The 14308-nt window shown below is 59.4% G+C and carries 14 protein-coding genes; 6 read left to right on the forward strand and 8 right to left on the reverse strand.

The features are described 5' to 3' along the window. The first annotated feature begins 3 nt into the window (after positions 1-3). The 4 genes from AC1DK3_RS16050 (at position 4) to coaA (ending at position 3235) form a co-directional block, all read left to right on the forward strand. On the forward strand, positions 4-849 hold the full coding sequence (locus AC1DK3_RS16050; protein ID WP_477193253.1) for a ParA family protein: 846 nt from the start codon (positions 4-6) through the stop codon (positions 847-849). A gap of 70 nt (positions 850-919) precedes the next feature. Next, positions 920-1792, forward strand: coding sequence for a ParB/RepB/Spo0J family partition protein (locus AC1DK3_RS16055; protein ID WP_477193254.1), 873 nt, complete (start codon positions 920-922; stop codon positions 1790-1792). Between the two features lie 115 nt (positions 1793-1907). Beyond that, on the forward strand, positions 1908-2240 hold the full coding sequence (locus AC1DK3_RS16060) for a phosphoribosyl-ATP diphosphatase (protein WP_477193255.1): 333 nt from the start codon (positions 1908-1910) through the stop codon (positions 2238-2240). Beyond that, complete coding sequence (gene coaA, locus AC1DK3_RS16065; protein ID WP_477193256.1) at positions 2237-3235, forward strand: type I pantothenate kinase; 999 nt, start codon at positions 2237-2239, stop codon at positions 3233-3235. The genes AC1DK3_RS16060 and coaA overlap by 4 nt, the downstream gene beginning before the upstream one ends. A gap of 119 nt (positions 3236-3354) precedes the next feature. Here the strand turns inward: coaA and AC1DK3_RS16070 are convergent, their stop codons facing one another. From AC1DK3_RS16070 to AC1DK3_RS16095, 6 genes are all read right to left on the reverse strand, one after another. Continuing rightward, positions 3355-3648: a hypothetical protein gene (locus AC1DK3_RS16070; RefSeq protein ID WP_477193257.1), complete on the reverse strand. Its 294-nt coding sequence runs from the start codon at positions 3646-3648 to the stop codon at positions 3355-3357. A gap of 190 nt (positions 3649-3838) precedes the next feature. Continuing rightward, a complete protein-coding gene (locus tag AC1DK3_RS16075; protein ID WP_477193258.1) occupies positions 3839-4837 on the reverse strand; it encodes an adenosine kinase in 999 nt (332 codons plus the stop codon). Positions 4838-4900: 63 nt separating this feature from the next. After that, entirely contained in the window at positions 4901-5947 is a 1047-nt protein-coding gene (gene holA / locus AC1DK3_RS16080; RefSeq protein ID WP_477193259.1) for a DNA polymerase III subunit delta, read from the reverse strand. A gap of 53 nt (positions 5948-6000) precedes the next feature. Further along, the gene (locus tag AC1DK3_RS16085; RefSeq protein WP_477193260.1) at positions 6001-6552 is read right to left on the reverse strand and encodes a hypothetical protein; all 552 of its coding nucleotides are present in this window, start codon (positions 6550-6552) and stop codon (positions 6001-6003) included. Between the two features lie 22 nt (positions 6553-6574). Next, a complete protein-coding gene (leuS, locus tag AC1DK3_RS16090) occupies positions 6575-9199 on the reverse strand; it encodes a leucine--tRNA ligase (protein WP_477193261.1) in 2625 nt (874 codons plus the stop codon). Between the two features lie 361 nt (positions 9200-9560). Continuing rightward, positions 9561-9965: a GlcG/HbpS family heme-binding protein gene (locus AC1DK3_RS16095; RefSeq protein WP_477193262.1), complete on the reverse strand. Its 405-nt coding sequence runs from the start codon at positions 9963-9965 to the stop codon at positions 9561-9563. A gap of 171 nt (positions 9966-10136) precedes the next feature. On the opposite strand from AC1DK3_RS16095, the gene AC1DK3_RS16100 reads away from it, so the two are divergent. Together AC1DK3_RS16100 and AC1DK3_RS16105 are read left to right on the forward strand one after the other, a co-directional pair. After that, positions 10137-10817, forward strand: a complete 681-nt coding sequence (locus AC1DK3_RS16100) for a YggS family pyridoxal phosphate-dependent enzyme (protein WP_477193263.1) — start codon at positions 10137-10139, stop codon at positions 10815-10817. A gap of 119 nt (positions 10818-10936) precedes the next feature. Beyond that, positions 10937-11875: a hypothetical protein gene (locus AC1DK3_RS16105; protein ID WP_477193264.1), complete on the forward strand. Its 939-nt coding sequence runs from the start codon at positions 10937-10939 to the stop codon at positions 11873-11875. A gap of 10 nt (positions 11876-11885) precedes the next feature. On the opposite strand, the gene AC1DK3_RS16110 is transcribed toward AC1DK3_RS16105, so the two are convergent. Beyond that, entirely contained in the window at positions 11886-13226 is a 1341-nt protein-coding gene (locus AC1DK3_RS16110) for a PQQ-dependent sugar dehydrogenase (protein ID WP_477193265.1), read from the reverse strand. A 99-nt stretch (positions 13227-13325) separates the two neighbouring features. After that, positions 13326-14249 carry a polyphosphate kinase 2 gene (gene ppk2, locus AC1DK3_RS16115; RefSeq protein WP_477193424.1) on the reverse strand — a complete coding sequence of 308 codons (924 nt, stop codon included), beginning with the start codon at positions 14247-14249 and terminating at the stop codon, positions 13326-13328. Positions 14250-14308: the final 59 nt, after the last annotated feature.

The raw sequence follows: 14308 nt of genomic DNA on the forward strand, positions 1-14308 counted from the left end.
CCCGTGGCCGGCTACGTATCAGGCACGGGCGGTGCGAACGCAGGGCCGCGGATCGTTGCTGTCTCCAATCAAAAGGGCGGCGTCGGCAAGACGACGACGGCGATCAATCTCGGCACCGCCTTGGCGGCCGTCGGCGAGCGGGTTCTGGTTCTCGATCTCGATTCCCAGGGCAACGCCTCGACCGGGCTCGGCATCGACATCGAGCAGCGCTTCAAGACGACGTTCGACGTATTGACCGGCAACGCTGCGATCCTCGAAACAGTGCTGAAAACCGCAGTCCCGAACCTCTTCGTCGTACCGGCGAATAGTGATCTGGTCGGTATCGACGCGGCACTCGCAACCGATCAAAACAAAGCATTCAAGCTCCGCGACGCGATCACGGCGCTGATCGGGCATCAGCGCGCGCGCGATGCCGACACCCATTTCACGTATGTCCTGATCGACTGCCCACCTTCGCTCAATCTGCTGACGCTCAACGCGATGTCGGCAGCGCATGCCGTGTTGGTGCCCGTGCAGTGCGAGTTCTTCGCACTCGAAGGTATTTCGCAGTTGAAGGATTCCATCGAGCAGATCCGCGCGACGCTCAATCCGCGCCTCGAGATCCAAGGCGTCGTGCTGACGATGCACGACGCGCGCACGTCGCTCTCGCGCGAAGTCGCCGACAACGTCCGCGCCTTCTTCGGCAACAAGGTCTACGACACGGTCATTCCGCGCAACACGCGCATCGCCGAGGCGCCGTCGCACGGCAAGCCCATCCTCCTCTACGATTACGATTGCGCCGGCAGCCAGGCCTACATCCGGCTGGCGACCGAAATCATGGAACGCGAGCGGCGGTATAAGGCAGCCTGATCATCGCGAGTGCCCGAAATCACTGGGATTATTGCAGCTATAAACTGACAAGCAGGGGACGAAAAAGCAGATGAATTCCGTAGTGCCGAAGAGCCGCCTGGGCCGTGGCCTTGCCTCTCTGATCGGAGAACCGGCACCCCTCGGACACCGCCTTCCGCCGGAAGGCGAGCAGCGCATGGTCTCCATAGCCGAGGTCAAATCGAGCCCGCTCAATCCCCGCAAGGACTTCCGCGAAGATGAACTCGCGGAACTCGCTGAATCGATCCGCACCAAAGGCCTCGTCCAGCCGATCGTCGTTCGTCCGAACGGCATGTCGGGCGGTTACGAGATCGTTGCCGGTGAACGCCGCTGGCGCGCCGCGCAAAAGGCCGGGATGCATACGATCCCGGTGATCATCCGCGAACTCAGTGACCGCGAAGTCCTCGAGCTGGCGATCATCGAAAACGTCCAGCGGCAGGACCTCAACGCTATCGAAGAAGCGTCTGGCTATCGCGAGCTGGTCGAGCGCTTCGACTACAGCCAGGAGCAGCTGTCCGAAATCATCGGCAAGAGCCGCAGCCACGTCGCCAACACGCTCCGGCTGCTGAAACTACCGACAGGCGTGCAATCGCTCGTCCAGCAGGGTCAGCTGACGGCTGGCCACGCCCGCGCTTTGATCGGCCGGGCCGATGCGGAGACGCTGGCGAAGAAGATCATCGATGACAGCCTGAACGTCCGAGACGTCGAAGCCCTCGTCCAAACCTTCGGCGAACAAGGCCCGACCGGAAACCGGCGCGCGCGCGACAAGGATGCCGATACCAAAGCCTTCGAGAAGGAATTGACCGATCTCCTCGGCCTGAAGGTGGAAGTCCGCCGCGGTTCCGGCGAAACCGGCACCCTCACAATCAGGTATGGCAACTTCGACCAGCTCGACTACATCCGCCAACGCCTTGGCGGAGGTTGAGTTTTTAAGCTTTTTATCGCAATTCTGAAGCCGCCGCTTGACGCTGTCGCGGCGGCTTGATGCTGTGCGTGCTGAAAGGCTCGGGGCTTCGAGCCCAATCGCACGAGACACAAAAATGAGCGAAGTGAATACGTTGGAGCGTCTTGCCGCGCTCATCCATTCGCGGCGATCCGATACGAGTGGAAAGTCATATACATCCCAGCTGTTGACCGCTGGTACGGAACGCTGCGCCAAGAAGTTCGGCGAAGAAGCGGTCGAGGCCGTCATAGCTGCGATGGGAACGGATACCACCGCGCTCAAGGCCGAAGCGGCAGACGTCCTCTATCACCTCATCGTCCTGCTTGAATCCCGCGACGTCACCCTCGACGAGGTGCTGAAGGTTCTTGACGGACGCATGGGCACATCGGGTCTCGACGAGAAGGCCTCCCGGACCAAGGGTGCATCGTGAAGACACGGGTCGCCCCTCGTAAGAAGCCTAAGGCGCGCGAAGAGGCGCGGCCCGAGAGCGTCCCGTTCTCTCCCTACCGGGTCTTTACCCGCGAGGAATGGGCGAGGCTTCGTGCCGATACGCCGATGACGCTGCAGTCGAATGAGCTGGAGCAGCTCTCCGGTATCATCGAGGAGCTTTCAGTCGACGAGGTCGAACAGATCTATCTGCCCCTGTCGCGGCTTCTCAATCTCTACGTCGCGGCCGCGCAAAAACTGCATTCCGTCAGCTCGGAATTCCTGGGGCGCAAAGATACCAAAGTCCCTTTCATTATCGGTGTGGCGGGCTCAGTAGCAGTCGGCAAGAGCACGACTGCACGCGTGTTGCGGGCCCTGCTCGCGCGTTGGCCGGACCATCCACGCGTCGACCTGATGACGACCGACGGCTTTCTCTTTTCCAACGCCGAGCTTGAACGCCGCGGCCTGATGGAGCGCAAGGGCTTTCCCGAAAGCTTCGATACCGAGCGCCTTTTGCGCTTTTTAGGCGACGTGAAATCCGGCGTATCGAGCGTTGCCGCGCCCGTCTATTCGCACTTCCAATACGATATTCTTGCCGGCGCCGAAGTGGAGGTTCATCAGCCCGATATCCTCATTATCGAAGGACTGAATATTCTCCRGCCGGCCGAGATGCCGAAAGACGGCAGCACAATTCCATTCGTCTCCGATTTCATCGATTTCTCCATTTATATCGACGCCCACCCGGCGGTGATCGAGAAATGGTATCTGACACGCTTCATGCGCCTCAGAAGCACGGCGTTTCGCGATCCCGGCGCCTACTTCCATAAATACGCGGCTCTCGCGCCTGACGAGGTGCGCCGGGTGGCGCTGAAGCTATGGCGCGAAATCAACCTGAAGAACCTCGAAGAAAACATTCTTCCGACGCGCCGCCGCGCCCAGCTCATTTTGCAAAAAGGCGAGAGCCATCGCGTCGAAGCGGCGTCGCTGCGCAAGCTTTAGACGGCGATTGTCCAGCCTGGATCGACAAAAAAAGGGGCCGCTTGGGGAAGCGGCCCATGAGTGATTCACAGGATGAGTTCAGAAATCGAATTATCGATTAGGTCGGTTGCTGCAAAGGCTCAGCGACCTGGCAGCATCGCCTGAGGCGACTGCTCGGAGGCGTGTCCGGAAGATACCGGCGCGGCTCCCCGAAGGTCTTTTGAAAACTCGATGCGGGTCTTCAAGGCAAAGACTTTGTATTTGTCGCGAAGGCGGCGGATCGCCGACGGGTTTGAATATCCCATCAACCGTATTGCGGTCGTCGGTCTCAATGCGGGGTGTACCCTCAGCAACTCGTCCAGCCGTGCAATACGGTCGCTATCATCGATACCGGTACCTTTCGGGCGGCCACGGCGAATGGGAGAGTGAAGCATTTTGAGCGAACCTCGAAACGAAGCGATTCGTTATTTCGAGACTGCGCGAATACATTCTCTAATTCCAGGGAGAATAAATTTGAGTCCGAATTGGACACGTTTCACCCCCTATACATTCTCCATGTGAACACCGTTCATCGGAAATAGGCATTTCAAACTCATTCGACGATAAGGCGACGCATGCCCCGGGTTACGGAATAATGCCGTGTTGCTTCGCGAATTCGGCGAGTGAAACGGAGGGCCGTGCGCCGATGTGGCTGATTATTTCGGATGCGGCGAGGCTGGCCAAGCGGCCGGTAATTTCGAGATTTAATCCCTTCGCATATCCAAATAGGAATCCGGCCGCATATAAATCGCCCGCGCCGGTCGTATCGACGACCTTATCGACCGGGAATGCCGATATCCGTATGGATTGGCCTTCGCTGTGAATCTCCGAGCCTTTGCCGCTGCGCGTCAGAACGGCGAGTTTCGCGTCATTTCTCGCGTTTTCTGCTGCAACTTCGAACGAATCCGTTTGATAAAGCGATTTGATCTCATTTTCGTTGGCGAAAAGAATATCGACGCCGGAACGAATGAGATCGAGAAATTCCCCGCGATGGCGGTCGACGCAAAAACCATCTGAAAGTGTCAGCGCCGTTTTTCGGCCCGCGTTTTTTGCAGCCTGATGCGCTGCCCGGAATGCTTGTTTCGCTTGCGGTTCGTCGAAGAGATATCCTTCGAGATAAAGAATTGATGCCGCGCGGATCATTTCCAAATCGAGCTGCGTTTCTCCAAGGCTCGTCGAAATACCGAGGAACGTATTCATCGTGCGTTCGCCATCGGGCGTAACGAGAATGAGAGAACGCGATGTCGGCGCGCCATTCGAAACGGCCGGCGAAGTGAACGCCACGCCGATCGAACGAATGTCGTGCGAAAAGACTTTGCCGAAATCGTCGTCTGCAACGGTGCCGACGAATGCCGCGCGCCCGCCGAACGAGGCGACGCCGGCAATCGTGTTGGCGGCCGAACCGCCGGAGATCTCGACGGCGGGTCCCATCGACGAATAGATCTTTTTGATTTCGTCGGCGTCGATGAGGCGCATGCTGCCTTTGGTGACGCCGATCTCGGAGAGAAAGGCGTCGTTACAGCGCCCAATGATATCGACGATCGCGTTACCGATCCCGATTACGTCGTAACGCGCGTCAGTCATGACGTCCCCCTTGCCATTTGCGCAGGCACTATAGGGACGCGAGAGACGGTCGCAAGCCGCCCGCTAGCGGCCGCCCGCCGCAGCCGCCGACACTGCGGCCATCGATGCGAGAGCCAAAATCAAGCGCTCGGCGATAACGTCTTCGAGGCTCGACGTAAGACGTGCCGCTTTTGCAGCTTCCGAAATCCGCCTGAGCGCCTGATCGAGCTGGCCGCGAGACCAGCTCCGCACCTGGCGCGAAAAACTGTCCTTTTGCTTAAAGAACAGCGGCGGCCGAATAGACCTCAGCGCATCGTCGAGACGCTGGCCTGCATCGACGTCGCTCCTGACGCGATGCAGCTTCAGGAAATATCTTTGCACGATCGAGATGATCACTTGCGCGTTCTCACCCGACGCAAGCGCGCGCCCGAAATCGCTGATCGCACTTTTCGTTCGGCCCTCGGCGACGGCTTCTGCAATCCGTTCGAGCGCGAGCCCGGCCGCATCGCCGACCAACCCTTCGACGTCGTCGTGCGTGATCGATGGACGGCCGAGGCAAAAAAGCGCGAGCTTCTCGATCTCGGCGCGCGACAAAGCGCGATCGGCGCCGAGCCGGCTTTGCAGCAACGCTCGGGCGTCGCCTTCGATCGTCAACGAGAAGGAAGAAAGGACTTCCGAAATCAGCGTGTCGATGTCGGCGGCGCTATCGGGATAGCAGGCGACGGCGAAACAACGAGACTGGGATTCGAAAAGCGCCCGCAGGCTGTCGTCCGCTTTCAGATTGCCCGCTTCGACGACCAGCAAGCCTTCGAGCGGCCCTGAATTGAGAAGCGGCTTCAGAAGCGCCGTTGAAATGCGCCGGCCGGCGATGACGCGGACTATTCTTCGCCCCGAAAACATTGGGCGTGTCTGCAACTCGGTCTCGAGCCGCGCGGGGTCTTCGTCGAGTTCCGTTTCGTCGAGCTTCAGGACTTCGCCCGGCGGATTTTCGCGAGCCGCTAAGCCTTTGGCGAGCGCCGCCGCACGTTCGCTGACGAGGCCAGGGTCCGACCCGTGGAAAAGCACAGCCACCAAATCGGCAGGCGGCGCCTTCATGAACGCTGGAGCTTGTTGTGGTTTGACGGCGGTCATCGTGATGCTCTTCTAGGGCGCTACCCCAGAAATCAGAGCTGAAGATACCAGAGCTAGACGTTGCCGGTCGATAGAACTGCGAGCAGCCGCGTCTGTATTTCCTGGCCAACCGTCTCGGCCGCCCGGTTTTCTGCGTTCTGACGCGCCTCGACGTTGGCAAAAATCGACGACACGCGATCGAACGAAGCGCGGCCATAGCTTGTGCCGCTCGCCACGACCTTCTTGTCGGAAAGCCTGATGAGGTTGAACGAAGCGTCGATGCTGTAAATCTGGCTGCCCGCGTTGCCGTCGACGGCAACGAGCATCGAAGTGACGGATTCGCGGATGGCGACGTCGAGACGGTACTGCGGCGGCTTCGGAGCGCCCCCGCCGGTCGCCTGGAAGATCAGCTCGTTGCGAATCCGCTGGCCGACGCGGCCCGGAATGGGCGCAATGTCGACTGAGGCCATTCTTTCGGTGACGGCAGAACCGTTGATCAACGCCGAGCCGTAAAGAGGACGGAAACCGCCGTCGCCGCAACCGCCCAGAGTCGAACTAAGTGCTGAAACGGCAATAAAGACCGAAGACGCGAAAAGGCCGCGCGCAACCGACCGGCTGCTGCACATGCCACGTCTCCCAACCCGCCCCTCAACCAACGACATTCACGATCCTCTGCGGAACGACGATAACTTTTTTCGGCGGCCGCCCATCCAACGCACGCACCACCGATCCAAGCTGCAACGCCGCCGCTTCAACTTCCTCGGGTTTCGCACTGCGCGAAATCACAAGTTCGTCCCGTCGCTTACCATTAACCTGTACGGCAATGGTGACTCGATCGTCAACGAGCAGCTCAGGTTCTGGGGCTGGCCACGGTTCATTCGCAACCAGCGTGTTGTATCCGAGCCGCGCCCAGCATTCTTCAGCCAAATGCGGCATCATCGGGCCGATCATGACAATGAGCAGTTCTGCGGCCTCCCGAACGGCCCAGGCAACGTCCGGACCGCGCTTGGATAAAGCCGATTGGAGCACATTTGAAAACTCGTGGATATTGGCCACCGCCACGTTGAAACGCAGCGATTCGATGGCCCGCCCCACGGCGTCGAGAGCCCGGTGAGCAGCCTTTCGGACCTCAAGAGCCTCCGGGCCGAATGAATCCGGCTTCGGGCCTTTTTCGCCGGGATACGTTTCGGCAATCTCCTCGACGATCCGCCAGACGCGCTGAATGAAGCGACCTGCACCGGCAACACCGGCTTCCGTCCAAATGACGTCGCGCTCCGGTGGGCTGTCCGACAGCATGAACCAGCGGGCGCAATCGGCGCCGTAATGGGCGATGATGTCGTCAGGGTCCACGAGGTTTTTCTTGGACTTCGACATCTTTTCGATGCTGCCGATCGCGGCCGGACGCCCGGTCGAAATCTCGGCAGCCCGGCGGTTTGCGCCTTCGCCTTCGATCCGGACTTCGTTCGGCAAGAGCCAAAGGCCATCCTCGGACTTGTAAGTTTCGTGGGTCACCATGCCTTGCGTGAAGAGCGCTGCAAACGGCTCCCGCGTGTTCGTCGCGAAAGAGAGATGCCCGGTGTCGCACATCGCCCGCACGAAGAAGCGCGAATAGAGAAGGTGCAAAATCGCGTGCTCGATGCCGCCGATATATTGATCGACCGGCAGCCAATAGTGAGCGGCCTTGAGATCGACCGGCGTCTGAGCTTCAGGCGCGGTGAAGCGTACGAAATACCAGGACGAGTCGACGAACGTGTCCATCGTGTCGGTTTCGCGAACCGCAGGCTCGCCGCAAATCGGGCAATTGACGTGCTTCCACGTCGGATGCCGGTCCAGCGGATTGCCGGGCTTATCGAACGTCGCATCCTCGGGAAGCTCGATCGGCAGGTCCGTCTCGGGAACCGGAACAGGACCGTGCGTTTTGCAGTGGATGATGGGGATCGGGCAGCCCCAATAGCGCTGCCGCGAGATGCCCCAGTCTCTGAGCCGGTAATTGACTTTTCTCGCGCCCTGCGGACGCGAACCGAGCTTCTGCTTTTCGAGACGGTTGGCCGCCTCTTCGAAAGCGGCTGACGTCGAAAGGCCATCGAGGAACCGCGAATTGATTATCGTGCCGTCGTCGACGTAGGCCTTGTCAGTCAGCTGAAACGTCTCGGCGTTTTCGCCGGGCGGCAAGATGACGGGTACGACGGGAAGATTGTAGCGGCGCGCGAAATCCATGTCGCGCTGATCGCCGGAAGGGCAGCCGAAGATCGCGCCCGTGCCGTAGTCCATCAAAACGAAATTCGCTACGTAGACCGGAAGCTCCCAGCCATCGTCGAACGGATGGACGGCGCGAATGCCCGTGTCGTAACCGCGCTTTTCAGCGGCTTCGATGTCGGCGACCGATGTGCCCATGCGGCGGCACTCGTCGCAGAACTCGGCGAGCTTCGGATCGCGTTCGGCTGCGGCTTTTGCCAGCGGATGATCGGCCGCGACGGCGAGAAACGACGCGCCGAAAAGCGTGTCGGGCCGCGTCGTATAAACTTCGAGCTCGCTGAAATCTTTCGGCGCCGTCGTCTTATCGAGAGCCCACCGGACCAGCATGCCTTCCGAGCGGCCGATCCAATTCGCCTGCATCAGGCGCACTTTCTCGGGCCAGTTCACGAGCGTATCGAGATCGCTCAGCAGTTCGTCGGCATAGTCGGTGATCTTGAAGAACCATTGCGTCAGCTCGCGCTGTTCGACGAGCGCACCGGAACGCCAGCCGCGGCCGTCGATAACCTGCTCGTTCGCGAGCACCGTCTGATCGATCGGGTCCCAATTGACCTTCGAAGACTTTCGGTACGCGATCCCCTTCTTCAGGAAATCGAGAAACAGCTTTTGCTGATGCTTGTAATAGCTCGGCGAGCACGTCGCGATCTCGCGCGACCAGTCGAGCGACAAGCCCATCGATTTGAGCTGTCCGCGCATCGTGTCGATATTGGCATAGGTCCACGTGCCAGGATGGACCTTGCGTTCCATCGCGGCGTTTTCCGCCGGCATGCCGAAAGCATCCCAACCCATGGGGTGCAGCACGTTGAAACCGCGAGCCCGCTTGTAACGCGCGACGACGTCGCCCATCGCGTAGTTGCGGACATGGCCCATGTGGATGCGCCCCGAAGGATACGGGAACATCTCGAGCACGTAGGATTTCGGACGTGAGGGATCTTCGGAGGCGCGAAAGATCTCGCCCTTTTCCCAAACGGACTGCCAGTGTTTTTCGCGCTCAGCCGCGTTGTAACGTTCATTGGCCATGGGGGCCTTGGATCTCGTTCATGAATTCGTCGGAAGGCCGTAAAGAGCCCGAATGGTAAAGCCGGTCAAGTCGTTGGCACAACAATTGGCCGGCCAGGGCCAGCGCGATCAGAGCGGGCCCGCGTAATCGCCTACATGCGCCCGTCACGTCAAGGTTGCAGGAACAACAATTGGGCGAGCCAGGGCAGTTGGCCACGGTGAAGAGCGTCTGAGCGCGAGCGGAGCTCGACCGATAGCAAATCGCCCCAAAAACATAAAAGCGGTTAGATCGTGCGGGATGCGAGCAGCTAAGTGTCGATTGTGCGTCCGCCAGATCATGCACCCGAATGTCGAGCATATGATCCGGCGAGAACGTCACCTGTTAGCAAGTATGCGCGCCAGCGCCCGCTTCTGCAACGGTCTGATCCTGCGCGCCGCTGCCGCCTGAAACGCCAATGGCGCCGATGACTTCTCCCTTGGAACCCTTCAGCGGAATGCCGCCCGCGAAGATCATCACACGGTCGTGGTTGGAAACATGGATGCCGAAGAACTGGTCGCCAGGTTGGCTGTTCTCGGCCAATTCCTTCGTCGAAATATTGAAGGCGCGCGATGTGAAGGCCTTGTTGATCGCAATGTTGATCGATCCGAGCCACGCCCCGTCCATGCGGATGTGCGAGATCAAGTTCGCGCCCTCGTCCACGACGGCGATGTTCATGGGCTGACCGATCTCCTTCGCCTTCTTTTCTGCGGCGTCGATGATGCGGCGAGCGTCGGCGAGTTTCAGCATAGGGGATGCTCCTTGAGTTCGGTCTAAAGGTTCGGGGGATAACGGTTAGCGAAGCCGGACGTTTCAGTCGCGCCTCAACCCTTTACATAGATTGCCCGCGCGAAATTGCGACACTTGTTCCTCATGCCCCGGAATGTCTATGGAAAGACTTGAGACCAACGAGGAACACGCGTGCAACAGAACGACTATCAGGAAAGCGCAGTCGACAGGTTAAAGCGCGTAAACGACGAAATCGCCGCCGCCGCGAAAGCCGCAGGTCGTAACGCGGAAAGCATTGAACTGGTTGCGGTTTCTAAAACTTTCGATGCCGGCGAGATCCGTCCCGTCATCGAGGCTGGGCAGCGCATATTCGGCGAAAATCGCGTCCAGGAGGCGGAGCGCAAATGGCCCCCGCTGCGCGCCGAGTTTCCGGACGTGAGGTTGCATCTCATCGGTCCGCTGCAATCCAACAAGGCGAAGGAAGCAGTCGCCTTCTTCGACGCGATCCATACGATCGATCGCGAAAAGATTGCGCGCGCCGTCGCCGGTGAAATGGCGACGCAAGACCGTAGCCTCGACCTCTTCGTTCAAGTGAATACCGGCGAAGAGCCGCAAAAGGCGGGGATCATGCCGGGTGATGCGCGCGCCTTCGTCGCGTTTTGCCGTGACGACCTGAAGCTCGAGATCAAAGGCCTCATGTGCATTCCGCCGGTGGACGAAGAGCCCGCTGTCCATTTCGCATTTCTCGCGAAGCTCGCGCGCGAATTGGGACTCGCCGGCCTCAGCATGGGCATGAGCGGCGATTTCGAAACCGCAATCGCCTTTGGCGCAACGCATGTCCGTGTGGGGAGCGCGATTTTTGGCGTCCGCTGATCCGGTTTTTCCCACGGCAAATTTGCTCACGACCACAGTGACAAGCACTCGCGGTGCTACGTTCCCCAAGTGATTCGCTTGATGTGTGGGCGTTGGCGCACGCGAGGTAACTTTCCCCGATGACTGCATCTGCTCAGAAAAAAGATATCGCCGAAGTCGAAGCCAACACGGCCGCTGCTGAAGCTGCGAACGTCGCGCGCGCGGAAGTGCTGGAGCAGGCGAAAAAGGAAGAAACCGTCAAAGCCAAGACAGCCGTTTCAAAGCTCGAGAAGGGCAAGAAGGACGCGACCAGCGCAGCGCGTAAAACCTGGCACGACTTTCAGGTCGACGTCTGGATCACGAATTTCAATTCGTACGAATTCGGCTTCTGGAAGAAAGAGCGCAATCGCGGCAAGTCGCGTCAGTTTACGACCGACATGGATATCTTCGCCGAGGTCATCGAGAACGGCGCGCGCACCGGAGTCCTCGGTTATCGCAGGGAGCTTTGGAAAGACGCGACCGGCATGAACAAGCGTCTCGTCTTCAAGCTGTTCTCCGAGACGTTGAATTGGAAGGCCAGCATGGACATGATGCTAGGCCGGTCCGTTCAGCAGACGCTCGCGGCGCACGGGCTTCCCGTCCCCTGCTATTCCATCAATACGAGCCCCGACGACTATATCGTCTATCTCGAACGCTCAGCCCACAAATGGCCGCTGATGCCGGAGAATTTCTCGTTCTTCCTGATGGAAGGCGGCGAACCGAAATTCTACAGGTTCCGTCGCGATTTCATAAATCTCGGCGGTGACTACACGCTGATCGATCAGCACGGCGAGCACGTCGGCCACATTGATGGTGCTGTGTTCACGATCGGCGGCAAATGGCGGTGCAAAGTGCGCGGCGATCATGCCGATCCGCGACTGCTGATGGTGATGAAGCTCTTCACCGGAATGCTCGTCTTCAATGGCGGAGCCCGTCGCCACGTGAAGAAACTGGCGCGCGATATTCATGACGGACGTATTAAACCCGACATCCAGCGCCAGGAAGCCGACCTTTATATGAACCCGCGCCGCATTCGCTAGCGCAGAGCCTTCACGGCGTGCGCTGGGCGGTTCTGCCTGACGGCGAGACGCGCCAAACCGAATTGCCAACGTCGTCGGCGACGAGAAGTGCTCCGTCATTGCCGATCGCGACTCCCACGGGGCGTCCCCGCGCTTTGCCGTCGGCATCGAGAAAGCCCGTCAAGACGTCTTCGGGTGGGCCGGACGGTTTACCGTTCGTGAACGGGACGAAGATGACCTTGTAACCCGCAGGTTTGCTGCGGTTCCACGACCCGTGCTGGCCGACGAATGCGCCATGCGCGAAACGCGACGGTAACGCTTTATCTGAAGAAAACGCGAGACCGAGCGAAGCCGTGTGAGCGCCAAGCGCGTAATCCGGCACCAGGGCTTTTTCGACAAGCTCCGGACGCTCGTCTTTTACGCGCGGATCGAGATGCTGACCGAAGTAGCTATAAGGCCAGCCGTAGAAGCCTCCGTCACGAACGGACGTCAAATAGTCCGGAACGAGATCGTCTCCAAGTTCGTCGCGCTCATTGACGACAGTCCAAAGCGTTTTGGATGTCGGCTCCCAGCCCATGCCGTTGGGATTACGGAGGCCGATCGCGAAAGCCCGCGTTGCGCCCGTCTTCGGATCGATCTCCAGGATGCGCGCTCTGTCAGTCTCCTTATCGAGACCGTTCTCGCCGGCGTTGCTGTTGGATCCGACGGTTACGTAGAGCTTTGACCAGTCAGGGTTCGCAATGATGTTCTTGGTCCAGTGATGATTGATCGGGCCGCCCGGAAGATCGGCGACTTTCACGGCGGGCGACGTAATCGTCTTATCGCCAGAGTGGTATTCGTACTTCAGGAGCTTGTCGGTGTCGGCGACGTACAAATCATTGCCGATGAGCGCCATCCCAAACGGCGAATGCAATCCGCTCAGAAAAACCGATCGCTCCTCGGCGGATCCGTCAGGCTTCACGCCGCGCAGCAACGTAATGCGATCCGCGCTCGCGGTCCGAGCGCCCGCATATTTTTGAAAAAGTCTTTGAAACAACGCCTTGATGCCTTTGCCGTCGTCAGGACCTTTCGGCCCATTCGTCTCGGCAACAAGAACGTCGCCGTTCGGCAGCACATAGAGCCAGCGCGGATGGTCTAGTCCCGTCGCATACGCCGTCGCCGAAAGATCCGCTGGCGTCGAAGGCTTCGTACTCTGCGGCCAGCCGACACCGGGCGCGACTTTGATCGTCGGCACGATACTGGATTGCGGTGCCGGAAGATCGGGATTCGGTCCGAAGCCCGCCGGCATCGCCGCATCGGCAAAAGTGGCAACCGGCGCAACGCAGACAAGAACTGTCGCGCCGGCTAGCGACAAAATCGAACGAAAAAACATAGCGCCTCCACATCGGCTCCCGCCGGAGCCTGATGGGAAGTTACGCTTTCGCTTCGAAGAAAGTTCCTGCAAAGCCCATGTGCTGATCCAGTGTGCCGGTCAGTAGGTCTCCGGCACGTGGAGATCAGCCGGCACCGGCGTCCGGCTATAATCCGAATGATACACGCGCTCCGGCAGCGCCACTGGCGCCCGCGGAATCTCCTCATACGGCATTTGGCTCAGCAGATGATGGATGCAATTGAGCCGTGCACGCTTCTTGTCGTCGGCGTGAACCACCCACCAGCGCGCCTCCGGAATATGCGTATGCTCGAGCATCCCTTCCTTGGCTTTTGTGTAGTCTTCCCACCGCCGCCGCGACTCGAGATCCATCGGCGATAGCTTCCACTGCTTGATCGGATCGTGGATGCGCATCTCGAATCGCAAATGCTGCTCGTCATCGGAAATCGAGAACCAGTATTTGATGAGCGTGATCCCCGAACGAACCAGCATCTTTTCGAATTCGGGAACGGTGCGGAAGAATTCTTCGAGATCGGAGTCCGTACAAAAGCCCATGACGCGCTCGACGCCCGCGCGATTATACCAGGAGCGATCGAAGAGAACGATTTCGCCGCCAGCCGGGAGATGCGGAACGTAACGCTGAAAATACCATTGCGAGCGCTCTCTCTCACTCGGCGCCGGCAGCGCGACGACGCGCACGACACGCGGATTGAGACGTTGCGTGATCCTTTTGATGACGCCGCCTTTACCGGCCGCATCGCGTCCCTCGAAAATGACGACGACCTTAGCCTTGGTGTTGACGACCCAGTCCTGCAGCTTGATCAGTTCCCGCTGCAGACGGAACAGCTCTTTGAAATAGACCTGGCGATCGAGAAGGCCCGCATCGCCGTCGCGATCACGTCCATCGAGAAGCCGTTCCAGCCGGCCATCGTCCATCTCCATTTCCAGCTCCTCGTCGAAGCTGTCGGCGATTTCGGCCTCGATGCGCGCTGATAGTGTCCGCTCGGCTTTTTCCTGCTCGTCCATGATCGCCCGTCTATTTTTGCCCAATTGCTCGCGATCCTTTCGCGAGCCAGATGACAACG

The sequence above is a fragment of the Hyphomicrobium sp. 01T421 genome, from assembly GCF_056398805.1.

Bases quoted from the DNA above. Each gene is read 5' to 3' on its own strand.
- leuS (WP_477193261.1), bottom strand. From the start codon at position 9,199: ATGGCCAATGAACGTTACAACGCGGCTGAGCGCGAAAAACACTGGCAG.
- AC1DK3_RS16085 (WP_477193260.1), bottom strand. From the start codon at position 6,552: ATGTGCAGCAGCCGGTCGGTTGCGCGCGGCCTTTTCGCGTCTTCGGTC.
- holA (WP_477193259.1), bottom strand. From the start codon at position 5,947: ATGACCGCCGTCAAACCACAACAAGCTCCAGCGTTCATGAAGGCGCCG.
- AC1DK3_RS16095 (WP_477193262.1), bottom strand. From the start codon at position 9,965: ATGCTGAAACTCGCCGACGCTCGCCGCATCATCGACGCCGCAGAAAAG.
- ppk2 (WP_477193424.1), bottom strand. From the start codon at position 14,249: ATGGACGAGCAGGAAAAAGCCGAGCGGACACTATCAGCGCGCATCGAG.
- AC1DK3_RS16110 (WP_477193265.1), bottom strand. From the start codon at position 13,226: ATGTTTTTTCGTTCGATTTTGTCGCTAGCCGGCGCGACAGTTCTTGTC.
- AC1DK3_RS16105 (WP_477193264.1), top strand. From the start codon at position 10,937: ATGACTGCATCTGCTCAGAAAAAAGATATCGCCGAAGTCGAAGCCAAC.
- AC1DK3_RS16060 (WP_477193255.1), top strand. From the start codon at position 1,908: ATGAGCGAAGTGAATACGTTGGAGCGTCTTGCCGCGCTCATCCATTCG.
- AC1DK3_RS16075 (WP_477193258.1), bottom strand. From the start codon at position 4,837: ATGACTGACGCGCGTTACGACGTAATCGGGATCGGTAACGCGATCGTC.
- AC1DK3_RS16070 (WP_477193257.1), bottom strand. From the start codon at position 3,648: ATGCTTCACTCTCCCATTCGCCGTGGCCGCCCGAAAGGTACCGGTATC.
- AC1DK3_RS16055 (WP_477193254.1), top strand. From the start codon at position 920: ATGAATTCCGTAGTGCCGAAGAGCCGCCTGGGCCGTGGCCTTGCCTCT.